Source organism: Neisseria perflava, assembly GCF_024170405.1.
GTDB classification, from domain to species: domain Bacteria; phylum Pseudomonadota; class Gammaproteobacteria; order Burkholderiales; family Neisseriaceae; genus Neisseria; species Neisseria perflava_B.
Window position 1 is genome coordinate 58,014 of the sequence record NZ_JALJYC010000008.1, and the last position, 23,970, is coordinate 81,983.

Annotated in this window: 20 protein-coding genes and 1 pseudogene; 11 read left to right on the top strand and 10 right to left on the bottom strand. The window is 53.1% G+C overall.

Annotated features, from left to right (window positions below; genetic code table 11):
• Positions 1–22: 22 nt before the first annotated feature.
• The gene (gene hemL / locus J2T37_RS04385; protein WP_253354042.1) at positions 23–1,309 is read right to left on the bottom strand and encodes a glutamate-1-semialdehyde 2,1-aminomutase; all 1,287 of its coding nucleotides are present in this window, start codon (positions 1,307–1,309) and stop codon (positions 23–25) included.
• 212 nt (positions 1,310–1,521) lie between these two features.
• Here hemL and J2T37_RS04390 point away from each other — a divergent pair, with 212 nt between their 5' ends.
• From J2T37_RS04390 to purH, 8 genes and pseudogenes are all read left to right on the top strand, one after another.
• Complete coding sequence (locus tag J2T37_RS04390) at positions 1,522–1,905, top strand: hypothetical protein (protein ID WP_253354044.1); 384 nt, start codon at positions 1,522–1,524, stop codon at positions 1,903–1,905.
• A 264-nt stretch (positions 1,906–2,169) separates the two neighbouring features.
• On the top strand, positions 2,170–3,498 hold the full coding sequence (miaB, locus tag J2T37_RS04395) for a tRNA (N6-isopentenyl adenosine(37)-C2)-methylthiotransferase MiaB (RefSeq protein WP_253354046.1): 1,329 nt from the start codon (positions 2,170–2,172) through the stop codon (positions 3,496–3,498).
• Between the two features lie 152 nt (positions 3,499–3,650).
• Positions 3,651–4,649, top strand: coding sequence for a tRNA dihydrouridine synthase DusB (gene dusB / locus J2T37_RS04400; protein WP_253354048.1), 999 nt, complete (start codon positions 3,651–3,653; stop codon positions 4,647–4,649).
• A 105-nt stretch (positions 4,650–4,754) separates the two neighbouring features.
• Positions 4,755–5,426, top strand: a complete 672-nt coding sequence (locus J2T37_RS04405) for a LysE family translocator (RefSeq protein WP_253354050.1) — start codon at positions 4,755–4,757, stop codon at positions 5,424–5,426.
• The gene (locus J2T37_RS04410; RefSeq protein ID WP_253354052.1) at positions 5,423–5,671 is read left to right on the top strand and encodes a Fis family transcriptional regulator; all 249 of its coding nucleotides are present in this window, start codon (positions 5,423–5,425) and stop codon (positions 5,669–5,671) included. The genes J2T37_RS04405 and J2T37_RS04410 overlap by 4 nt, the downstream gene beginning before the upstream one ends.
• A 314-nt stretch (positions 5,672–5,985) precedes the next feature.
• Positions 5,986–6,627 (top strand): acetyltransferase, encoded by a 642-nt coding sequence (locus J2T37_RS04415; RefSeq protein WP_253354054.1) that lies wholly within the window; start codon positions 5,986–5,988, stop codon positions 6,625–6,627.
• 65 nt (positions 6,628–6,692) lie between these two features.
• Positions 6,693–7,564, top strand: a pseudogene (locus tag J2T37_RS04420) (DMT family transporter).
• Positions 7,565–7,758: 194 nt separating this feature from the next.
• On the top strand, positions 7,759–9,339 hold the full coding sequence (gene purH / locus J2T37_RS04425) for a bifunctional phosphoribosylaminoimidazolecarboxamide formyltransferase/IMP cyclohydrolase (protein ID WP_253354056.1): 1,581 nt from the start codon (positions 7,759–7,761) through the stop codon (positions 9,337–9,339).
• A gap of 70 nt (positions 9,340–9,409) precedes the next feature.
• On the opposite strand, the gene J2T37_RS04430 is transcribed toward purH, so the two are convergent.
• The 4 genes from J2T37_RS04430 to J2T37_RS04445 form a co-directional block, all read right to left on the bottom strand.
• Positions 9,410–9,883 carry a DUF2846 domain-containing protein gene (locus J2T37_RS04430; RefSeq protein WP_253354058.1) on the bottom strand — a complete coding sequence of 158 codons (474 nt, stop codon included), beginning with the start codon at positions 9,881–9,883 and terminating at the stop codon, positions 9,410–9,412.
• A 166-nt stretch (positions 9,884–10,049) separates the two neighbouring features.
• A complete protein-coding gene (locus J2T37_RS04435) occupies positions 10,050–11,846 on the bottom strand; it encodes a M10 family metallopeptidase C-terminal domain-containing protein (RefSeq protein WP_253354059.1) in 1,797 nt (598 codons plus the stop codon).
• A complete protein-coding gene (locus J2T37_RS04440; RefSeq protein ID WP_253354060.1) occupies positions 11,785–12,129 on the bottom strand; it encodes a hypothetical protein in 345 nt (114 codons plus the stop codon). The genes J2T37_RS04435 and J2T37_RS04440 overlap by 62 nt, the downstream gene beginning before the upstream one ends.
• Positions 12,130–12,407: 278 nt before the next feature.
• Entirely contained in the window at positions 12,408–13,988 is a 1,581-nt protein-coding gene (locus J2T37_RS04445; protein ID WP_253354061.1) for an inorganic phosphate transporter, read from the bottom strand.
• 316 nt (positions 13,989–14,304) lie between these two features.
• On the opposite strand from J2T37_RS04445, the gene J2T37_RS04450 reads away from it, so the two are divergent.
• From J2T37_RS04450 to pepN, 3 genes are all read left to right on the top strand, one after another.
• Positions 14,305–15,567: an Nramp family divalent metal transporter gene (locus tag J2T37_RS04450; RefSeq protein ID WP_253354062.1), complete on the top strand. Its 1,263-nt coding sequence runs from the start codon at positions 14,305–14,307 to the stop codon at positions 15,565–15,567.
• Positions 15,568–15,752: 185 nt separating this feature from the next.
• The gene (gene ygiD / locus J2T37_RS04455) at positions 15,753–16,547 is read left to right on the top strand and encodes a 4,5-DOPA dioxygenase extradiol (protein ID WP_253354063.1); all 795 of its coding nucleotides are present in this window, start codon (positions 15,753–15,755) and stop codon (positions 16,545–16,547) included.
• Positions 16,548–16,681: 134 nt separating this feature from the next.
• The gene (pepN, locus tag J2T37_RS04460; RefSeq protein ID WP_253354064.1) at positions 16,682–19,306 is read left to right on the top strand and encodes an aminopeptidase N; all 2,625 of its coding nucleotides are present in this window, start codon (positions 16,682–16,684) and stop codon (positions 19,304–19,306) included.
• Between the two features lie 361 nt (positions 19,307–19,667).
• On the opposite strand, the gene J2T37_RS04465 is transcribed toward pepN, so the two are convergent.
• The 5 genes from J2T37_RS04465 to rpsP form a co-directional block, all read right to left on the bottom strand.
• Complete coding sequence (locus J2T37_RS04465) at positions 19,668–21,683, bottom strand: BCCT family transporter (RefSeq protein ID WP_253354093.1); 2,016 nt, start codon at positions 21,681–21,683, stop codon at positions 19,668–19,670.
• 311 nt (positions 21,684–21,994) lie between these two features.
• Positions 21,995–22,360, bottom strand: a complete 366-nt coding sequence (gene rplS / locus J2T37_RS04470; protein ID WP_253354065.1) for a 50S ribosomal protein L19 — start codon at positions 22,358–22,360, stop codon at positions 21,995–21,997.
• Between the two features lie 13 nt (positions 22,361–22,373).
• Entirely contained in the window at positions 22,374–23,129 is a 756-nt protein-coding gene (trmD, locus tag J2T37_RS04475) for a tRNA (guanosine(37)-N1)-methyltransferase TrmD (protein WP_253354067.1), read from the bottom strand.
• Positions 23,129–23,638: a ribosome maturation factor RimM gene (rimM, locus tag J2T37_RS04480; protein ID WP_253354069.1), complete on the bottom strand. Its 510-nt coding sequence runs from the start codon at positions 23,636–23,638 to the stop codon at positions 23,129–23,131. The genes trmD and rimM overlap by 1 nt, the downstream gene beginning before the upstream one ends.
• A gap of 18 nt (positions 23,639–23,656) precedes the next feature.
• On the bottom strand, positions 23,657–23,905 hold the full coding sequence (rpsP, locus tag J2T37_RS04485; protein ID WP_253354071.1) for a 30S ribosomal protein S16: 249 nt from the start codon (positions 23,903–23,905) through the stop codon (positions 23,657–23,659).
• Positions 23,906–23,970: the final 65 nt, after the last annotated feature.

The following is a 23,970-nucleotide window of genomic DNA, read 5'->3' on the forward strand; positions in this document are numbered from 1 at the left end:
GTTCAGACAGTTAAAAAACCAATCAGCGGCTCATGCTTTGGAACACATCACGCGCAATGGCGATGGTTTCTTCGATGATTTCAGGCGTATGCGCTGCCGACACAAAGGCCGCTTCAAACGCCGACGGGCCGAAAGCCACGCCGCGCTCGAGCATGCCGTGGAAAAAGTGTTTGAACGCCTCGGTGTCGGATTTGGCCATGTCCGCATAATTTTGCGGCGTGTGGTCGGCAAAATACAGGCCGAACATGCCGCCCACGCTGTCGGCGGTGAAGTCGATACCGTTGTCGGCTGCGGCGGCTTTAAAGCCGTTTACCAACTGCTCGGTGCGCTCGGTCAGGTTTTCGTAGAAACCCGGACGTTGGATGATTTCCAGCGTTTTCAAACCGGCCGCCACCGCCACCGGATTGCCCGACAGCGTGCCTGCCTGATACACGCCGCCCAAAGGCGAAATACAGGCCATGATTTCTTTTTTGCCGCCGAAAGCCGCCAACGGCATACCGCCGCCGATGACCTTGCCCATGGTCGTTAAATCGGGGGGCACGCCGTGCAGCGACTGCGCCCCGCCCAAAGCCACGCGGAAGCCGGTCATCACTTCATCGTAAATCAATACCGCGCCGTGTTGCTCGGTCAGCGCACGCAGGGCTTTGACAAAGTTTTCAGACGGCCTTACCAAGTTCATGTTGCCGACAAATGGCTCGATAATCACGCAAGCAATTTTGCCGCCCAACTGCGCAAAGGTTTCTTCCAACTGCGCCACATTGTTGTATTCCAATACCAGCGTATGCTTGGTGAAATCCGCCGGAACGCCTGCCGAACTTGGGTTGCCGAAAGTGAGCAGGCCGCTGCCCGCTTTGACCAGCAGGCTGTCGGAATGGCCGTGGTAGCAGCCTTCAAACTTGATAATTTTGTCGCGGCCGGTGTAGCCGCGTGCCAAACGGATGGCGGTCATGGTTGCCTCTGTACCCGAGCTGACAAGGCGCAGCTGCTCTACGCTGGGCACGAGTTTGCCGATTTCTTCGGCAATCGTAATTTCCGCCTCGGTCGGTGCACCGAAGGACAAGCCGTCCAGCGCGGCGGCGCGTACCGCTTCGATGACTTCGGGATGGGCGTGGCCGACGATGGCCGGGCCCCACGAGCCGACGTAATCGATATAGCGTATATCGTTTTCGTCCCAAACATATGCGCCCTCGGCTTTTTTGATAAAGCGCGGAATGCCGCCGACGCTGCCGAAGGCGCGTACCGGCGAGTTGACGCCGCCGGGAATCACGGCTTTGGCGCGGTTGAAAAGTTGTTCGTTGCGGTTGGTCATGGAGATTTCCTTTGAATCGGGTAATGCCGTCTGAAACGGTAAATAGCGTCATTTTAGCATTTATCTTTCAGACGGCCTATTTCCGTATTCCCCTAGCGGGTATGTGCGCATTGCAAATAAAAATAATTCTTTAAAAACAAACGCTACAAGCATTTTCAGACGGTCTGTGTTATAATCGCGCCCCTGTTGAAAACAAAATATAAAGAACCAGCATGTTACGCGGATTATGGCTTGCAGCAGCCTTACTGTTCAGCACCTGCGCTTGGGCGCAGCGCACCATCCCTGCCGATATGGACGTGGCGGTCTTGAAAAAAGTCGAGCTGCCGTATATTACCGTCAGCAGCGGCGGCTTTTCTTGGATTCGTCTGTTGACCTTCGGCATTGCCGACGGCAACAGCGCTACTTTGCAGGTGTCGCGTTTTGCCCGCATTAAAGATGAAAACAACCGTTTTCTCGTCATGGGGCGGTTGACGGTGCAGACCGGCAAAACCATCGCCGTGCAGCAAAACAGCGCGGGTGTGGTGCAGGAAATCTGGCTGCTGACCGATGACGAAGTGGCGGCCTATCAAGAGAAAGCGGCAGACAGCGGCTCGTAAATTGGCTGACGTAATCCGTAAAAACAAACCGCGTAGGTTGGGTTGTAAACCCAACATGACTTAAAGGCTCTGTTGGGATTCCATCCCAACCTACGCTTACTCAATTACCGGCTGATAACGCTGATTTTTCAGACGGCATTATGCCGCCAACCATAAAAACAATATAAACCAAACCGTTCAGACGGCCTGACGTATCACAAGGCCGTCTGAATCTTTTTTACCACTCAGCCCCGCAATTACGGGCAACCTGAAAGAACCTCTACCATGAAAAAAGTTTTTATCCGTACCTTCGGCTGCCAGATGAATGAATACGACAGCGAAAAAATGCTGTCCGTTTTGGCCGAAGATCACGGCGGTATCGAGCAGGTCAACTCTGCCGAAGAAGCTGACATTATCTTGTTCAACACCTGCTCCGTGCGTGAAAAAGCGCAGGAAAAAGTGTTTTCCGACCTCGGCCGCGTGCGCCCCTTGAAAGAGAAAAATCCCGACCTGATTATCGGCGTGGCCGGCTGCGTGGCCTCGCAAGAGGGCGAGGCGATTATCAAACGCGCGCCGTATGTGGACGTGGTGTTCGGCCCGCAAACGCTGCATCGCCTACCGAAAATGATTGTGGATAAAGAAACCACCGGCCATTCTCAAGTCGATATTTCCTTCCCCGAAATCGAGAAATTCGACCATCTGCCGCCCGCCCGCGTCGAAGGCGGCAGCGCGTTTGTGTCGATTATGGAAGGCTGTTCCAAATATTGCTCGTTCTGCGTCGTGCCTTATACCCGTGGCGAAGAATTTTCCCGCCCCTTGAGCGACGTGTTGACCGAAATCGCGGGCTTGGCGCAGCAGGGCGTGAAGGAAATCAATCTGTTGGGTCAAAACGTGAATGCCTATCGCGGCGAGATGGACGACGGCGAAATCTGCGATTTTGCGACCCTCTTGCGCATTGTGCACGAAATCCCGGGTATCGAGCGCATGCGCTTTACCACCAGCCATCCGCGCGAATTTTCCGACGCGATTATCGAGTGTTACCGCGATTTGCCTAAGCTGGTGTCGCATTTGCACCTGCCGATTCAAAGCGGTTCCGACCGCGTGTTGAGCGCGATGAAACGCGGCTACACCGCGCTGGAATACAAATCCATCATCCGCAAACTGCGTGTCATCCGCCCCGATTTGTGCCTGAGCAGCGACTTTATCGTCGGCTTCCCCGGCGAAACCGAACGCGAATTCGAGCAGACTTTGAAACTGGTGAAAGACATCGCTTTCGATTTGAGCTTTGTGTTTATTTACAGCCCGCGCCCGGGCACGCCTGCCGCCAACCTGCACGACGACACGCCGCAAGCGGAAAAAGTGCGCCGTTTGGAAGCGTTGAACGAAGTCATCGAAGCCGAAACCCGCCGTATCAATGAATCTATGGTCGGCACGGTGCAACGCTGTTTGGTGGAAGGCATTTCCAAAAAAGACCCCGACCAATTACAGGCGCGTACCGCCAACAACCGCGTGGTCAACTTTACCGGCCCGCTGGAGTTGATTAACCAAATGGTCGAGCTGGAAATCACCGAGGCTTATACCTTCTCGCTGCGCGGGAAATTGGTGGAAGCGTAAAGTTCTTTGCATGACCATGCCGTCTGAAAACCATTTTCAGACGGCATTTTTGCATGAATAAAGCGTATGGCGTGGATACGGGCAGGTAAATCCGATGGCAGATATTGCTTAAAAAATGTACAATAGCAGCCCTTTCTTCAAACGGATTTTCCATGCACATCGGCGCTTATGCAATCGACACACCCATCGCCCTCGCGCCGATGGCGGGTATTACCGACAAACCCTTCCGCCGTTTGTGCCGCGCGTTCGGCGTGGGGTGGGCGGTGGGCGAAATGCTGACCAGCGACCCGTCGCTGCGCCACACCAAAAAATCCTTGTTCCGCAGCGATTTTTCCGATGAGGGTGGCATTATTGCGGTGCAGATTTTGGGCAATGATCCGGCGGTGATGGCGGAAGCGGCGCGCTATAACGTGTCGCTGGGGGCGCAGGTCATCGACATCAATATGGGCTGTCCGGCAAAAAAAGTGTGTAATGTTGCGGCGGGCAGCGCCTTAATGCAGAACGAAAAACTGGTGGCGGAAATCCTGACGGCAGTGGTGGGCGCGGTGGATGTGCCCGTGACCCTGAAAACCCGTTTGGGCTGGGCGGACGAACACAAAAACCTGCCGGCCATCGCCCGAATCGCCGAAGACGCGGGCATTGCCGCGCTCGCCATCCACGGGCGCACGCGCACGCAGATGTATAAAGGCGAGGCGGAATATGATTTGATTGCCGAGGTCAAAGGCCGTCTGAAGATTCCCGTGTGGGTCAACGGCGACATTACTTCGCCGCAAAAAGCCGCAGCGGTGCAGGCGCAAACCGGCGCCGACGGCGTGATGGTCGGGCGCGGTGCGCAGGGACAGCCGTGGCTGTTCCGCGATTTGAAATATTATCGGGAACGGGGCGAACTGCCGCGGCCTTTGCCTTTGGCCGAATGCGGGGCAACCGTGTTGGCGCATATCCGCGCCATGCATGAGTTTTACGGCGACATTGCCGGTATGCGCATTGCGCGCAAACACATCGGCTGGTATCTCGACCCGCTGCCACACGGCGAAAGCACGCGGCGAGAAATCAATCAATTAAACGACGCAGAGGCGCAATATGACGCAGTAGCGGCATTTTTGGACAAGCTGCCGCAATATACCGATACTTGGGCGTGCAGTTACCGCTAGATGAGGTCGTGCAGAGTGGGTTTTAACCTACCATAACACGGTATATTGCGGATGAACGGTGGGTTCACCCCACCCTGCGTCCATTACCCAAAAAAAGGAAACCCTATGGACTTCTGGCACGGTTTTTGGATTATCACTGGCGTACATATTTTGGCCTGCATGTCGCCGGGGCCGGATTTTGTGCTGGTGTCACAACAGGCGCTGAGCCGGGGGCGGGCGACCGGCGTGTTGACCGCATTGGGTATCGCGCTCGGTTTCGGCGTACACATTACTTACTCTGTGTTCGGCTTGGTGAAAATTGTGGCGCAATCCGAGCCTTTGCTTATCGGTATTAAAATCATCGGCGGCCTGTATCTGCTGTATATCGGCTATAAAGGGCTGCGGGCGAAAGCGGCGGGGGAGACGGTGGACATCCGCGTCGAAAAAGCCGCCCGTGAACCGGCTTGGCAGGCGGTATGGCGCGGTTTTTTGTGTAATGTGCTCAATCCGAAAGCGGTGGTGTATATGCTGTCGCTGTTTACCGTGGTGATGTCGCCCGCCACACCGATGTGGCAGATGGCGGCTTACGGCGTGTGGATGGCGTTTATGCTGTTTGCGTGGTTTGCGCTGGTGGCACTGATGTTGTCGATTCCCGCCGTCAACCAACCGCCGTTTCCAGCGTTTCAGCCATTGGATAGACCGCGTGTGCGGCGGGGCGTTGGCGCTGCTTGGCGTGAAAGTGATGAGCGGCAGTTAGGCCGTCTGAAAATAGATTCAATAATTAGGAAAACGACATGAAAAACCATGATATTCCCGATATTGCGCAATGCGTCGAATATAACATCAAACGATATTTCAAAGACTTGGATGGCGAGCAGCCGTGCGCGGTATATGATATGGTCTTAAACCAAGTGGAAAAGCCGTTGCTCGAATGCGTGATGGCGGAATGCGGCGGCAACCAGTCGAAAGCAGCAGCGATATTGGGGTTGAACCGCAATACGTTGCGTAAAAAGCTGTTGCAACATGGTTTGCTGGAAGGCTGATGAATATGCGGACATAAAAAATACGGCACTAAGTGCCGTATTTTTTATGTCCGCATAGGGGAAGTTGGATAGAGAGGTAGGTTAAGGTATTCATATTTCGTAAAAAATAAAGCGATTCATTACCGATTATATGGATTTTTTGTCCGTCTGTTGATTACGGCAGTATCTATTGGAAAAATATATTATGATGAAAATAATATTATAAGGTAATATTTTGCAGCCGTATCGATTTAGAGTCATGGCTTAGGTCTAAGCATGACTTTGTTTTCAGACGGCCTAGCGACAAAATTCAATAAAAAATAAAGGGATGATTCATGATGCAAAACAAACCGAAGCTGGCCATTATTGGCGCGGGCGGGCATGGCAAGGTGGTGGCGGAGACGGCGGCTTTGATGGGCTGCTGGCAGGAAATCGTTTTTTTAGACGATAGGGCGGGTACGCTGCGGGAAGTGGTCGGTTTTCCGGTTGTGGCCGGATGGGATGCCTTGGGCGACACCGTTTTGGCGGATGAATACGATATTGCAGTGGCCATCGGCAATAATGCCGCCCGCGAACACATTACCGATCAGGTTGCGGCCTTGGGTTTTGCCTTGCCCGCCATTATCCACCCCAGCGCCATCATCAGCCGCAGTGCGAAAATCGGTGCAGGCTGCATGATATTGGCAGCGGCCGTGATTCAGGCGGATGTTTATATCGGCAGGGGGTGTATTGTGAATACCGCCGCTGCCGTGGATCACGATTGTTTATTGGAAGACTTTTCGCACATCTGCCCGGGCGTGCGCTTGGCGGGCAATACTTTGGTCGGGCAATTGAGTTGGGTCGGTATCGGCGCTTGTACGCGGCAGAATCTGCGTATTGGCCGCGAGGTGGTTGTGGGCGCAGGGTCGGTGGTGGTCAGAGACATTGCAGACGGCGTGAAAGTGGCGGGTGTACCGGCCAAGCCTTTATTGCGTTAGAATGACGTATCTATTTTTCAAACAGACGGCAAGGCCGTCTGAAATTATTTTGACTTGGCTGTTTTATGCTCTATCAAATCCTTGCCCTGATTATTTGGAGCAGCTCCTTCGTCGCCGCCAAATACGCTTCACCATGATGGATGCCGCCTTGATGGTGCAGGCGCGGCTGCTGATTGCCGCCTTGCTGGTGCTGCCTTTCTGCCGCCGTTATCTGGGTAAAATTCCCAAAGATAAATGGAAACCGCTGCTGTGGCTGGCCTTTTTGAATTATGTGGCGGTATTGATGTTGCAGTTTGTCGGCGTGCGTTACACTTCCGCCGCCAGCGGCATTACCATTATCGGCCTAGAGCCGCTGATGATGGTGTTTGTCGGCCATTTCTTTTTTCACGACAAAGCCAAATGGTATCACTGGCTGTGCGGTGCGGCGGCGTTTGCGGGTGTGGCGCTGCTGATTGCGGGCGGCGGCGAAGAGGGTGGCGAGATTGACTTGTTCGGCTGCCTGCTGGTGTTGGCAGGCGGTTTGGTGTTTTGCGCCGCCATGCGCCCGACGCAACGGCTGATTGCCGATATTGGCGCGGCGGCTTATACCTCGGTTTCGCTGGCGGCGGCAGCAGTGTTGTGCCTGCCGTTTTCTTTATTGCTGGCCGACAGCTACCGGATTGAATGGAATGTACCGGGTACGGCGGCGGTGTTGTATCTCGGTATTGCATGCAGTTGGTTGGCCTACCGCTCGTGGAACAAGGGCATGAACCGCGTCAACGCTAATTTGTCGGGGCTCTTGACCTCGCTGGAACCGGTATTCGGCGTGTTGATGGCGGTGTTGCTGCTGGGCGAGCGGGTATCTTTATTGTCGGGCTTGGGCATTGTGCTGGTGATTGCCGCCACTTTTAGCGCAGGCGTATTGCCCAGATGGTTGGCGAGGGAAAAGGCCGTCTGAAGGCGTGGGGCTTCACGCTTTGAAACGGCATGTTTTTTTACGTTCGATAAGCCGAATTGTCAACATTTTCTACTGCGGAAAACCGCAAAATAGCGGATAATACCGCCTATCCATCATCAAAATTTTTCCAACAGCGGCCGTGTGCATGATTTTTCAGACGGCCGCCGCGTTCATTTCATCAAAAAGGAACTTCAATGGCAACCGTCAAACGTGCCCTAATCAGCCTGTCCGACAAAACCGGCGTGGTTGAATTTGCCCAAACCCTGACCAAATTGGGCGTAGAGATTTTGTCCACCGGCGGTACCGCCAAGCTGCTGGCCGAAGCGGGCGTGCCCGTGATTGAAGTGGCCGATTACACCGGCTTCCCCGAAATGCTCGACGGTCGCGTAAAAACGCTGCACCCGAAAATCCACGGCGGTATCCTTGGCCGCCGCGATTTGAAAGAACACGTTGCCAAAATGGAAGAATACCAAATCGGCAATATCGATTTGGTAGCGGTCAACTTGTATCCCTTCGCCGCCACCATCGCCAAACCCGGCTGCACGCTGGAAGATGCGGTTGAAAACATCGACATCGGCGGCCCGACCATGGTGCGTTCCGCCGCGAAAAACTGGAAACACGTCGCCATCGTCACCGATACCGCCGATTTCCCCGCCGTAGCCGCCGAGTTGGAAAGCAACAGCGGAGCCTTGAGCGACAAAACCCGTTTCAACCTCTCCCGCAAAGCCTTCAGCCACACCGCGCAATACGACGGCATGATTTCCAATTACCTGACCTCCTTGTCCGACGACAAATTGAGCGGCGAGCCGGAAGTGCACACTTTCCCGCAGCAAATCAACCAAAGCTGGCTGAAAGTGCAAGACATGCGCTACGGCGAAAACCCGCACCAGCAAGCCGCATTCTACCGCGACATCTACCCCGCAGCGGGCAGCCTTGCCGCGTATAAACAGTTGCAGGGCAAAGAATTGTCTTACAACAACATCGCCGACTCCGACGCGGCTTGGGAAGCGGTCAAATCCTTCGAGCAACCCGCCTGCGTGATTGTGAAACACGCGAACCCGTGCGGCGTGGGCGTGGCCGCCGATACCCTGACCGCTTACAAGCTGGCCTACGCCACCGACACCACCAGCGCCTTCGGCGGCATTATCGCCTTCAACCGCGAAGTGGACGGCGCCACCGTGAAACAAATTACCGACAATCAATTTATGGAAGTGTTGATGGCGCCTTCATTTACTGCCGAAGCGCTGGAAATCGCCGCCACCAAGAAAAACGTGCGCGTATTGGAAGTGCCGCTGCAAGCCGGTGCCAACCGCTTTGAATTGAAACGCGTCGGCGGCGGTCTGCTGGTACAAACCCCCGACATCCACCAAATCCGCCGCGAAGATGTGAAAGTCGTCAGCAAACGCCAGCCAACCGAGCAGGAATGGCAGGACTTGCTGTTTGTATGGAAAGTCGCCAAATACGTGAAATCCAATGCGATTGTATTCGGTAAAGGCGGCCAAACCTATGGTATCGGCGCCGGCCAGATGAGCCGTGTAGATTCAACACGCATTGCTGCCCGCAAAGCGCAAGACGCCAATCTGGATTTAAACGGCGCCTGCGCTGCTTCCGACGCCTTCTTCCCGTTCCGCGACGGCGTGGACGTGATTGCCGAACAAGGCATTAAAGCCATTATCCACCCCGCCGGTTCCATGCGCGACCAAGAAGTGTTCGACGCTGCCGACGAGCACGGCATTGCCATGGTGGTAACAGGGATTCGCCATTTCCGCCATTGATAGTGATGGGATAGGATAGAAAAGGCCGTCTGAAACAGGGATTTGTTTCAGACGGCCTTTTTAGCTTAGATTAAGGATTAGGTTTACTGCAATTTCCGGTAGCGGCCATATTTAAAGTTTGTACGGCTGCTTTGCCTTCTGCTTCCGCCACTTGCTCCAAATTGGCGCCGCCAACGAATACGCCCATTTTAATGTATTGGCGCACAAAGTAATTCTTACCGGCTTCTGTATATAAATTCAAAGAATTGGCTGAAAATTCAGATTCAGTGGCAATCGTATGGCTTTTGCCGCCGTCAACTTCGGTATAGAAAAATACGCCGCGTGCGGTTTCGCCTAAGCATTTGCCGTCAACCCAAACATCTTTTTTCAAGGCAGAACCTTTAATACTGTTGCTGCGATACACATACAAACCGGCTTTGCCTTCTGCGGGTGCGGCAAAAGTTTTGGCTTGACCGGCAGCCTCTTGCGGCGCATGGCTGACGCTGGCGCAACCGGTAACAGCTAAAAGTGCGGCGGCGGATAGGGTAGAGAAGAACAGTTTCATAGTATTTCCTTTGTGGTTAGAAAAGACGGACGATACATCAGGCCGTCTGAAAAATAAGGCAAAATCAACCGATAATATTTTCGGCGCCAATAGTTGCGCCATTATCAAAAGCAGCAAAAACGGTCGTATTTACACTACCCGCTGCGCGGTAGGCTAGCGTAGAAGCTTAGTTGTCATAGATCAAACCGCTTTGCTCGGTTGACGCGACAAACAGGCTGCTCCAGTCGATATTGTCGGTATGGTCGCTAAATAGCGCGCGCATGCCGCTCAAATCAATGCGGTCTGCGGCGGTATCAAAATCGGTGATGTGGTCGGTTGCGCCGCCGACAATATCGCTGGCGGTAAAGACAATCACATCTTCTCCTGCGCCGCTGACAATGGTGTTGCTGCCGAGGTTGCCCCACAAGCGGTCGTTGCCGTTGCTGCCGGTAATGATGTCATCGCCGCTTGTGCCGCTTAAAACAGCCGTGCCGCTATGGGTTTGCGTAGCCAACGCCTCCCAATCGACCGTATCGGCGGCAATGTCGCGGATACTGCTTTCAGACGGCCGATACACTACATTTTCGCCATCGCGTTCGGCAACTAGCTCAACGGTTTGCGCGGACAATACCGTGCCATCGGCGGATACGGTTTGCACCACGGCGCTTATCGGGCTGTCGTCAACAACGGTATAAGGCACGCTGTCGGGGTCATCGGCGGCGGTATTCAGCTTGGCTTCTATGCCGTCTGAAAAACCGTCGTTGTCGGTGTCGAGGGTGTAGGGGTTAGCATACCAACTGTCGATACGGCTACCGCGTGAAAAAACGCTTTCCAGTTGGCTGCTGTTTTCATAGAAACTGGACATATTGTGTTTGCCCCAAATCTCATCGCTTTTGACATCGTAGATATTGGCGTTTTCATAAGTACCGAGGCCGCTGAAGAGTAATCTTATCCAGACTAGTAGAGCTGATGGTCCAGAACTAACCCATTCTCCTTTAATCACATAGGAATTACTGCGGTACAGGCTGACAGCTTCCGTAACATCGCTGTTATCGGTAATAACGGTTTTTACCATCTCATCCGTATTGCTGCGGGCGGTTTTTAACGCTGTGGAAGAACCCGAATCTACGGTCAGTACGGCAGGATTAAATAGGCTGCTATGACTGAAACTGTCAGCCAATGCAGTAGTGTTAGGAACGGTATAGGCGGCAAAAAACTGCGCCAGATAGCCGCCGAGCGAATGGCCGGTGCTGTACAGATTGGTTGGCTTAAAAGTAGCAATATAGTCAGCAATGCTTTGCAGATAGCTGATTTGGGCAGGTGTGTTACCGGAAACTAATTTGAAATTGGCCACCCAGTCTGAGAAGCTGAACTTTTCAGTACCTCGGAATGCCACCACCACATTGTCATAGCTGCCGTCTGCGTTTAGCCCGTTAGCAAAGATGGCATAATCCAAACCATCTCCCGGGCTTTCGGCTTTCAATAATGTCCAATAGGGCGTTAGTTCGGTAACGGAAGCTGCGTTTTCAAACTCTTTGTCAATGCTGCTGATATGGGCTTTGGCGGTATCGTTGAAAGTGTCGGCTAAAACAATCGGAGTTTGGTATGACAACGTGGCAAACATCCGTAAATCGCGTTCGGATACATTCCACATATCAGCTTGGCTGTCGATGGCGTCAATCAGACCGTCGCCATCGCTGTCATTTTGATAGCTGGCTAAAACGGCTTGCGGGTCGGGAGAAACGCTGCGGTATTCCAGCTTAGATAAATCCACATTATCGGCCGAAGTCAGGCTGAGTGCGGCGCCGCTTGCGTAGTAAATGCGGGTGGTAATGTATTGCTGTACGCTTGGCGCGGGCAAGTCTGTTGCCGTCTCGGAAGACGGGGTGTTTGGCGAAGAAGGGGTGGGATTGTTTGCCGTATCATCGTTGCGCGGCGTTTCCGCCGCCGCCACCACCGCCTGCCAAGGCCAACGGCACGCCAATTAAGGTAAGCAGGCCGCCGACGATTTTCATCGGGCGGTAGCTTTTCGGTGCGGTCATTTCAGCTGCTTCAACGGAGCGTGCAGCCGGTAAGGAGGTTTCCATATTGGAAACGGTAGGGATAACAGGCTGGCGGGAGATGGGATGAACCGGGGTTTCACCCGCTAAAGGCGGGTATTCGGAATAGGATGGGGATGAAAAATTCAGCGCTTTCGGCAATATCGCCCATATCGGGATTGGGGAGGGGGAGGTCGGCAGCAGGTTCGACGGCTTGCGGTTCGGCATTCAGCGCGTCAAAATGCTCTGTTGGTTGGTTGGTTGGTTGGTTGGTTGGTTGGGAGTACCGGTATTTCCTGCATGGATATTGCTCTTTTGTAGTATGTTGTAATATGTGAAAAGGCGTAAAAGAACATAAGATTTATGTTATGTAAATGACGGGAATGGTTATTATTTATGCGAAACAGTTACATAGAAAATCATTGATACAGCATACAAAAAAAGCCGTCTGAAACAGGAATACTGTTTCAGACGGCCTTTTAATTGTTTAGCTAATCAGGATGGATTTAGAACACGCTGCGCAATACCAAGAAGCAGATAACCGACAAAATCGCGGCGGAGGGCAGGGTAATGACCCAAGCCAAGCCGATGGGTTTCATCATGCTCCAGTTGGCGTTGCGGTTGACGATGCCGATACCCAAAACGGCGCCGACCAAAATGTGGGTACTGGATACCGGCAAGCCCAGCAGGGAGGCGGCCATCACCACGGAAGCGGCGGACAATTCGGCGGCAAAGCCGGATGAGGGGTGCATTTCCGCCAAGCTAGTGCCGACGGTGTGAATCACTTCTTTACCGATAAACCACAGGCCGACAATCAGGGCGATACCGAAGGTCAGCATGGCAACCGGCGGTACGGCGTTTTGGTCGGCGATGTTACTGAAGCGCAAAACGTCCATAATGGCGGCAAACGGGCCGATGGCGTTGGCGATGTCGTTGGCGCCGTGGCTGAAGGCGAAGCCGCAGGCGGTGAAGACCTGCATCCATGAGAACATCAGGAAGGTGGATTTGCCCAAATCCTTGCGTTTCATGGTTTTGGCGTAGATAAAGGTGGCTGCCCAAATGACGGCGCCGACCATAAAGATAATCAGGTAGCTGCCGACTTCGCCGATATCGAGGTGCAGGTTTTTCAATCCTTTGAAAATCAGCATGGCGGTAATCATCATGCCGCCGAGGGAGGCAATCAGCGGTACCCAAGATTGCAGGGCGTGGTAGCTATCGACATTGCTTTTTTTCAGGTCGATTTCATACAGGCCTCGGTAATAGGCGGATTCTAATTCGGTCGGGTCAAGTTCGGCTTCGCCGTAAATTTGCGCATCGCGTGCCATGGCGGAAGCGACGGTTACTTTTTCCTGCTCGTCGAGCGCTTCAAAAGACAGGCGGTGTTGCTCTTTAAAGGCTTTTTTCTCTTGCTTGATGGTTTTCAGGCGCATATCGGCAGCGGTGTTGTAGTCCAATACGTGCTTTTTGATTTGGCCGAACACGATGTAGGAGACCAAGCCGCCCAACAATGGTGACAATACCCAAGAAATAGCGATTTCGCCCATCTTGCCCCATTGAATCAGGCTGAAGGTGTCGTCGCCGCTGCCGCTGACAAAGCCCAAACATAATGCGCTGCCGACGATACCGCCGACAATGGCATGGGTAGTGGACACCGGCAGGCCTTTTTTGGTAGCAAACAAGAGCCACAGCGCGGAAGCGAGCAAGGCAGACATCATGATATAGACGAACTGCATGGGGTCGAGATTCATCGCACCTAAGTCGATAATGCCCTTACGGATGGTGTCGGTTACTTCGCCGCCGGCAATCACGGCGCCGCTGACTTCAAATACTGCCGCAATAATCAAGGCTTGCGGCACGGTCAGTGTGCCGGCGCCGACGGAGGTGCCGAAGGAGTTGGCGACGTCGTTGCCGCCGATGTTGAAGGCCATAAACACGCCGAATAGCGTAGCCAGCAGGAACAAAGTCGTGTGGTTGCCGTGGGTATAATCCATGCCCCAGGCAATGAAATAGCCGACCATGCCAATGAGCAAGGCGGCGAATAATATATTGATTCTTTTAATGAATGCACTGGAAGGGGCGGTAGCCATGGGTTTCCTCAGTTTTAAAAACTGCCTGTAAGGGAGGCAAAACAGAATTATTCTAACATGAAATTGTGACAGCTTTGTTACATCGTTAAGTTGTGTAGTTTTATGTTGCAGCGTGAAGAAAAGCGATACAAGACTATTTGAAAGGTAATTTTTAGCACATTGAATCGTAATTTAAATTTTTAAAAATAAAACATAAAATAAAAACAAATATTTTAGAATAAAATGCTAATAAATTAAAAAAAGAAAAATTTGGCTTACGTTAAAATACGTTCTTTGCATTAATTAGAGGCCGTCTGAAAACGGGAGGAAAATAAAAATGACACAACATTCTGTGGCAAAACCGACTTGGCGCAGCCGTCTGCATGCGTTGGGGCCGGGGATTTTGATGGCGTCTGCCGCAATCGGCGGTTCGCATTTGGTGGCTTCTACGCAGGCGGGGGCGCTGTATGGCTGGCAGTTGGCTTTGATTATTATCTTAACCAATTTGTTTAAATACCCGTTTTTCCGTTTCAGTACGCACTATACTTTGGACAACGGCAAAAGCCTGATTGAGGGATACGCTGAAAAAAGCCGGGCGTATTTGTGGGTTTTTCTGGTGTTGGGTTTTCTTTCCGCCACGGTCAACTCGGCGGCGGTGGCGGTGGTGACGGCGGTTATCGTCAAGGTCGCTCTGCCGGGATTACCGTTTTCCAATAATGCCATTGCGGTGGGCGTGATGGTGTTTACTTTACTGATTTTGTTTGCCGGACGCTATAAGGCGCTTGACCATGTGTCGAAACTGATTGTGGTGAGTTTAACCCTTGCTACGATTTTTGCCGCCGGTATCGCCATGTCGCGCGGTATGCAGATGCAGCCTGATTTTATCGAGCCTTCGCCGTGGAACTTGGCGGCGCTGGGCTTCATCATCGCGCTGATGGGCTGGATGCCTGCGCCGATTGAGCTGTCGGCCATTAATTCGCTGTGGGTAACGGCGCGTCAGAAAATCGATCCGGTCAGCTATCGCGACGGGATGTTTGATTTTGATGTCGGCTTTGTGACCAGCGCGGTGCTGGCGGTGGTGTTTCTGATTCTCGGTGCGTATGTGCAATACGGAAACGGCGAGGCGGTGCAGATGGCGGGCGGCAAATATATTGTCCAACTGGTTAATATGTATGCCGTCACCATCGGCGAATGGTCGCGCCCGCTGGTGGCGTTTATCGCGTTTGCCTGTATGTTCGGCACGACCATTACCGTGGTGGACGGCTATGCCCGTGCGGTGGCCGAATCGGTACGTTTGGCGCGTGGCAAAAAAGAGCCAACCGGCGAGCGGGCATTGTTCGCATGGATGATGTGGGTGGCGTTGTCCGGTCTGGCGGTGATTTTATGGTTCAACAGCGCCATGGCGGAATTGCTGAAATTTGCCATGATTTGCGCATTTTTGTCGGCACCGGTGTTTGGCTGGCTGAATTACAGCTTGGTTAAGGACGATAAAAAGCATCCGGTATCGGCAGGCATGAAAGCGCTGGTATATATCGGTTTGATTTACCTGATTGGTTTTTCGCTGCTGTTTATTTTGAATTTGGCGGGGTTTATCGGATAAAACAGGCGTAATGCCGGATTTATCATGTATTTCGTTTATCAGGCCGTCTGAAAACTGTTTTCAGACGGCCTTTTTATTTTCTTATTCTGAAACGATGCTTTAATAAAAATGGTATAGATAAAACAATAGGAAAATCATAAACTGGCACCATATTGAAGATACAGATGAATCAAAGGAGTCAAACCATGAAATTACCCGTATTGTTCCTCGGCCACGGCAGCCCGATGAATGCCATCGAGGATACCGTTTATTCCCGCGCTTGGACGCAGTTGGGCGAAGATTTGCGCACCCGCTACGGCAGCGGAATCAAAGCCATTTTAGCCATTTCCGCCCACTGGTACACCGACGGCAGCGCCGTGACCGCGATGGAAAAACCGCGCACCATCCACGATTTCGGCGGTTTCCCCAAAGCCCTGTTTGACATGCAGTATCCTGCCGACGGCAGCCCCGAGCTGACCGCGCGGGTGCGCGGATTATTGGGCGAAGACAAAGTGGCCGCCGATACCGGATGGGGCTTGGATCACGGCACATGGGGCGTGTTGTGCCACGTTTTCCCCCAAGCGGATATTCCCGTGGTGCAGTTGAGCCTGAACGTGCGTTTGGATTTGGCGGAACATTACGCCATCGGCGAGAAACTCGCCGCGCTGCGCGAAGAGGGCGTGTTGATTGTTGCCAGCGGCAATGTGGTGCACAATCTGCGCACGATGGATCGCTATTCAATGGACACCGCCGGTGCGGGCTATGATTGGGCGGAACACGTGCGCGTGTTGGTCAACCAATGGGTTGAGCAAAACGACACCGCCGCGCTGATTGATGAAAACGCCTATCCCGCCGACATCAATCTGGCTGCGCCGACGCCCGACCACTACTGGCCGCTGCTGTATGCCGTGGGCGCGGCGCAAGGCGATAATGTGCGCATTTTCAACGACGACATCGTCGGCAAATCCTTGAGCATGACCTCGATGGTATGGGGCATGTAAACTCATGCACAGATAAGGCCGTCTGAAAAACCGCTGTCAAAGCTGTTTTCAGACGGCCTTTTTGATTTTCACCTTGATATTCCGGCCGTCTGAAACCATATAAACGAATATTTTATTTTGAAAGGCCGATTCCCATGAGCAAAACCGTGCATTACCTGAAAGACTACCGCGCACCGGCGTACCAAATCCGCAAAACCGATTTACAGTTTGATATTTTCGATGATGAAACGCGGGTAAGGGCGCGGCTGTTGGTCGAACCGCAAGAGGCGAGTGCGCCGCTGGTGTTGGACGGTTCGGCCGAGCTGCTGTCGGTAAAAATTGACGGCGAAACAGTAGATTATGTGCTGGATAAGGAAAACGAAAAGTTGACGGTGAACCAAGTGCCGTCTGAAAACTTTATCGCCGAAATCGAAACGCGCATTTTGCCGCAGGAAAACAAATCTCTGATGGGGCTGTATGCGAGTGGCGGCAATCTGTTTACCCAATGCGAGCCGGAGGGTTTCCGCAAAATCACGTTTTACCCCGATCGTCCGGATGTGATGGCCAAATTCACCACCACGATTACCGCCGACAAAAAGCGCTATCCGGTTTTGCTTTCCAACGGCAACAAGACCGACAGCGGCGATTTTTCAGACGGCCGCCATTGGGTCAAATGGATAGATCCGTTTGCCAAACCGAGCTATCTGTTTGCGCTGGTGGCGGGCGATTTGGCGGTAACCAAAGACAGCTTTACCACCATGAGCGGTAAAAACGTGGCCATTGAGTTTTACACCACGGCGGCGGACAAGCCGAAAGTGCCGTTTGCGGTGGAATCGCTGAAACATGCGATGAAGTGGGACGAAACGCGCTTCGGCTTGGAATACGATTTGGATATGTTTATGGTCGTGGCCGTCGGCGATTTCAATATGGGCGCGATGGAAAACAAAGGCCTCAATATTTTCAACACCAAATATGTGCTGGCCGACAGCCGCAGCGCCACCGACGCGGATTTTGAAGGTATCGAGTCGGTAATCGGTCACGAATATTTCCACAACTGGACGGGCAACCGCGTTACCTGCCGCGACTGGTTCCAGCTTTCTTTAAAAGAAGGGCTGACTGTGTTCCGCGATCAGGAATTTTCCGGCGACCGCGCCAGCCGCGACGTGCGCCGCATTGACAACGTGCGCCTGCTGCGTCAGCACCAGTTCCCCGAAGACGCGGGCCCGACCGCCCATCCGGTGCGCCCCGCCAGCTATGTGGAAATGAACAATTTTTACACCATGACCGTGTATGAAAAAGGCGCGGAAGTGGTGCGCATGTACCATACGCTGCTGGGCGAAGCAGGTTTCCAAAAAGGCATGAAACTGTATTTCCAACGCCACGACGGACACGCCGTGACCTGCGACGATTTCCGCGCGGCGATGGCCGACGCCAACGGCATCAATCTCGACCAATTCACGCTGTGGTACAGTCAGGCCGGTACGCCGGTATTGGACGCGGCAGGCCGTCTGAATGAAAACGGCGATTATGTGCTGCGCGTGAAACAAAGCATTCCCGCTACACCGGATATGGCGGAGAAACAACCGATGATGATGCCGCTGAAAGTGGCGCTGCTGGACGCGCAAAGCGGCGTTCAGACGGCCTTTGATTATCAGGGCAAACGCGTTAACGAGGCCGTATTGCTGCTCACCGAAGCCGAGCAGGAATTTGTGTTGGGCGGCGTGGGCGGCGCAGTCGTGCCCTCGCTCTTGCGCGGTTTTTCCGCACCGGTGATTCTGAATTACCCTTATTCCGACACCGAATTAGCCTTGCTGCTGTCGCACGATACCGACGCTTTTGCCCGTTGGGAAGCGGCGCAAACGCTGTACCGCCGCGCCGTTGCCGCGAATGAACGCGCTTTGGCGGCGGGCGAGCCCTTGCCAACTCATCAGGATTTGCTGCAAGCCGTCGGCTATGCCTTGCGCGCCGACATCGATCCGGCGTTTAAAACCTTATTGCTGCAAGTGCCGTCTGAAGCCGAGCTGTGGGCGGAGCAGGACAATATCCACCCGCTGCGCGTGCATCAGGCACGCGAAGCACTGCTGGATTTGATGGCGCAAACTTATGCCAACGAAATCGCCGAACTGCGCCTGACTGCGCAACAGCAGGAAGAAGCAGGCGCGGGCGAAGTGTACGAATACGCCCCCCAACGCGCCGGCTGGCGTGCGCTGCGCAACGCCATGCGCGGCTTGAGCGTGCGTGCCGAGCCGAAAGCGGTGGACTTTATCGCGCTCGAATACGACAAAATGGCGAAAAACATGACCCACGAATGGGGCATGCTGAGCGCAGTCAACCACAGCGCAAGCGACAAACGCAATGCGTTGTTGGACGCTTTTGCCGCCAAGTTCGCCGACGATGCGCTGGTGATGGACAAATATTTCACCCTTATCGGCAGCAGCCACCGCAGCGACACTTTGACGCAGGTTCAGACGGCCTTGAATCATCCGAAATTCAGCTTGGAAAACCCGAATAAAGCCCGTTCGCTGCTGGGCGCATTCAGCCACAACGTGCCGCATTTCCATGCTGAAGACGGCAGCGGTTACGCCTTTTTGGCGGATAAGGTGCTGGAAATCGACCGCTTCAACCCGCAGGTGGCGGCGCGTTTGGTGCAGGCGTTCAACCTTTGCAACAAACTCGAGCCGCACCGCCGCGCCTTAATGAAGGCGCAACTGCAACGCATTGCCGCGCAGGACGGTTTGTCTAAAGACGTGGGCGAGATTGTGGGCAAGGTTTTGTCATAAAGGCTGCGCTTGTGGGTAGGAAAGGCCGTCTGAAAATTCAATTTCAGACGGCCTTTTATGCATTTGCTGCAAATAACGTAGGTTCAGGATAAGCTAATAGAATATTTTTTTCAAATTTAGAACCGTATTTTATTAGGCAGACAAAAACCGCAAGGATTTGTCACCCCCGCGCAGGCGGGAATCCAGACGTTTGGGTTTCTGCTGTCTTGAAAACATTTCAGAAATGTTAGGCTTCTGGATTCCCGCCTGCGCGGGAATGACGAAAATCTAACGATTTCCTGTCTGCTGGAATGCCATACAATTTTGAAAATCATAAAAATATTTTTGGAAACGCTTATCTCGAACTCACGTTAAACCGCGCTTATTCCGCCAACTCGCTTTGTTCGTGCGCCATCAGTTCCTGACCGACGTTTTCCAGCAGGCTCAGATAGCGTTCGTATTGTTTGAGAATATCCGCCACCAATTCTTCCCGAGTCATGTATTGCACATCATATCCGCTGCGGCCGTCTGAAAAATACGTCATCGGCGCGTAAGTTACGGGGCGGCGGATGTGCGGCAGGGTTTGCTCGTTGATGAGTTGTCCGGCGATTTCATGGCGCACGGAGCGGATGCCGTACACGAAATTACGCACGGTGTCTTTTTCCACCACGAATTCCAGCGCCGGATTTTCCTGATCGAGCATGACGTTGATGTGCACGGGCAGGCTGTACGTTTTTTCCATTTCCAAACTCAAAGTGCGCATGGCGGGCAGGGCGGTGTATTTGAGGAAGGCGTGGATGTCGTGTTCCTGTGTTTGGTGCATGATTTTACGCAGGCGTTCGCGCCAATGGCTGCCCGTCCAATACACGCTGGCAGGGGTTACGTCGGCAGAGAAGTATTTGCGGTCGGATTCCAAAGCTTTCCACAGGCTAAATGCCATGATAATCATCAATACGGCAAAAGGCAGAGCGGTAATCAGGGTCATGGTCTGCAAAATGCCCAGGCCGCCGGATTTGAGCAAAATCGCCGCCAGCGCCGACATCAATACGCCCCACATCACCGCCTGCCATTTCGGTGCAGCCAGACTTTTGTCGCGTGAGGCCAGATTATTCAATACATAAATGCCCGAGTCGGCGGAGGTAATGAAAAACAGGGCAATCACCACCAGCGCGACCACGCTGCTGACGGCAGAAAGCGGCAGATAGTCCAAAAAGGCAAACAGCAGTTTTTCCGGCGTACCGGACATGGCCGCCAATGCGCCGCCGGCGGCATGGGTATCGAACCAAATCGCGCTGTTGCCGAAAATGGTAAACCATAAGACGCAAAACAGGCTGGGTACGGCTAATACGCCGAAGATAAATTCACGGATGGTGCGGCCTTTGGAAATACGCGCGATAAACAGGCCGACAAACGGTGCCCACGAACACCACCAAGCCCAATACAAAATCGTCCAGCCGGTAAACCAACCGGTATTTTGCGGCTCATAGGCGTAGGTTTTGAAACTTAGCGGGACGATGTTGGCCAGATAAGTGCCCAGATTGTCGCTAAAAGCAGATAAGAGATGAATGGTCGGGCCGGTAAACAAAACAAATACCATCAGCAGCGCAGCCAAAATCAGATTGGTTTCGCTCAGGATTTTCACGCCTTTGCCGACGCCGGAGGCGGCGGAAGTGACCGCCAAGCCCATCACCACCACAATCACCATCAACTGGTGGGCAAAACTGCTTTCGCCTATCCAACCGAGCTGCTGCAGGCCGGAACCGAGCTGTACCGTGCCGAAACCGAGCGTGGTGATAATCCCGAACAGCGTGGCAATCAGCGCCAAAACATCAACGGTATCGCCCAAGCGCCCGTTGATTTTGTCTTTCAAAAGCGGATAAAAGCAGGAGCGCAAGGCTAAGGGCAGCTTGTAGCGGAAGCCGAAATAGGCCAGCGCCAGTGAAATAATGCCGTACACCGCCCAAGCGTGGATGCCCCAGTGAAACACAGTATGCAGCATGGCCTGTTGCGCATTGCCGCCGGTGATGGGCGCGGCGTAATGCGACAGTGGTTCGGCCACGCCGAAAAACATCAGCCCCACGCCCATGCCTGCGGCAAACAGCATGGCCAGCCAAGAGAGAAAGGAAAATTCGGGCTCGTCTTCGTCAACGCCGAGCTTGATGTTGCCGAAATTACTGACCGAAATCAGCAGTAAAAACAATAGGAAAAGGGAAAAGGTCAGAATGTAAAACCAACTGAAATAATCAAAAATAGCGGCTTTGGCAGTATCTAGCAACTGTTGCGTTTGAACAGGTAAGAACAGCGTGGCGGCTAAAAGCGCGGCAACCAGCAATAGGGTTGCACTGATAACAGTAGGATTGAACGACGATTTTTGTCGGATTAGTGAGAGCATACTCAGGGATTCCTCCATATTTTATCGTTGGACAAGGCTGCTTTTTCAGACGGCCTTGAGAGATTAAGCTATTTTTAAATTGAATATTTAAATTTAAGTTTGAAAAATGATAGCTTGATGTTAACAAAAAATAAACGGATTGTAAAATTAGTCAGGGGGAGAGTTGGGAATTTATACGCTTTTCTATATGAGTAATGGGAAGGAATCCAGTAGCAGCCTGTTGCATTTGATGGCCATTACCTTAGCTGGATTCATTATCGGGCAGCCATCAAAACAAAAAAACCCGCTTATTCAGCGGGTTTTCCAATGCAGCAAGATTAGCCTTTGCGTGCTGGCAGTTTTTCTTTAATACGGGCAGCTTTACCGGTCAGGCCACGCAGGTAGTACAGTTTGGCACGGCGCACGTCGCCGCGGCGTTTCACTTCGATTTTCTCTACGTTGGGAGAGTACAGTTGGAAAGTACGCTCAACACCTTCGCCGCTGGAGATTTTGCGCACGATGAAGTTGCTGTTCAGACCGCGGTTGCGGCGGGCGATGACCACGCCTTCGTAGGCTTGCAGACGGCTGCGGGTACCCTCGACCACGCGTACGGATACGACTACGGTGTCGCCCGGTGCGAATTCGGGGATGTCTTTGTTCAGGCGAGCGATTTCTTCTTGCTCTAATTGTTGAATCAGGTTCATTGTTTTTCCTAGATTATGATTGGATTGCCCGTTGCTCTTGTTCGGCAATGATTTCCTGCAAGAGGCGGGTTTCCTGTGGGATCAAACTGCGCTTTTCCAGTAAATCTGGTCGGCGCGCCAAAGTGCGTTGCAGCGCTTGTTTCAAACGCCACTCGGCGATTAAGGCATGATTGCCCGAGCGCAATACTTCGGGTACGCCCATGCCTTGAAAAACCAAAGGTTTGGTGTAGTGGGGGCAGTCTAAGAGGCCGTCTGAAAACGAATCCTGTTGGGCAGACTGCATATCGCCCAATACGCCGGGTACTAATCTTAATACGGCATCCATCAGCATCATGGCGGGCAGCTCGCCGCCGGAGACGACAAAATCGCCGATACTGATTTCTTCATCCACGCTGTTTTGCAAGAGGCGCTCGTCTATGCCTTCGTAACGGCCGCACAGCAAAATCAGGTTTCGCGTTTGCGCCAGCTGTGCCGCTTTGGCGTGGGTCAGCGGCTGACCCTGCGGGCTGAGGTAAATCACTTTGCCCTGCCCGCCGCAGTTGGCTTTGGCTTCGTCAATCGCGGCCTGTAAGGGCGGTGCCTGCATAATCATGCCGGGACCGCCGCCAAACGGCCTGTTGTCGATGTAGCCGAGCTTGTTGTCGGCAAAGCGGCGCGGGTTGATGGCGTGAAAGCGCCACAAATCCTGCTTCAATGCCCGTCCGGTTACGCCGTATCCTGTGATGCTGTCGAACATTTCCGGAAACAGGGTGATGCTTTGGATAAACATCAGTAATCCAAGCCCCAGTCGGCAGTGATGGTGCGGCTGTTGTTATCAACGCTTTCGATGTATTGCGACACGAAGGGAATCAGCTTTTGGCCGTATCCGCCTTCAATGACCAATACGTCGTTGGCACCGGTTTTCAGCAGGTTTTTGACTTCGCCCAACACGATGCCGTCTTTATTGACAACGCTCATGCCCACCAAATCCGCCCAGTAGAATTCGTCTTTTTCCGTCGGCGCGAAGGCTTCGCGCGGGATTTCGATGGTGTAGCCGCGTAAGGCAAAGGCTTGGTCGCGGTCGTCGATACCTTCAAGTTTGACCTGCAATTCGTCGCCGACGACTTTGCCGGCTTCGGGAATAACGGTCAAGGTTTTACCGTCTTTGCTTAACTGCCACTCGGGGTAGTCCAGCAGGCTGTCGCTGTATTCGGTGGAGGCGGAAATTTTAATCCAGCCTTTGACGCCGAATACGCCTTTGATGTAGCCCATGGCTACCCGTTGTTGAGTGTCGGTCATGGCAATCTGCGGTAAAAATTAAGCAGCAGCTTGTTGCTCTTTAACCAGTTTGGCAACGGCTTCGCTCACTTGCGCGCCTTGGGCAACCCAGTGGTTCAGGCGGTCGGCTTCCAAGCGTACGCGCTCTTGTTTTTCATTGGCAACGGGGTTGTAGAAACCAACGCGCTCGATGAAACGGCCGTCACGACGGTTGCGGGAATCGGTTACAACGATGTTGAAGAACGGGCGGTGTTTAGAACCACCACGAGCCAAACGGATAACTACCATTTTTGAGTCCTTTTGAGAAAATCGGATATATAGAAACCGTTCATTTTAGGCTAATTTGTGGTTTT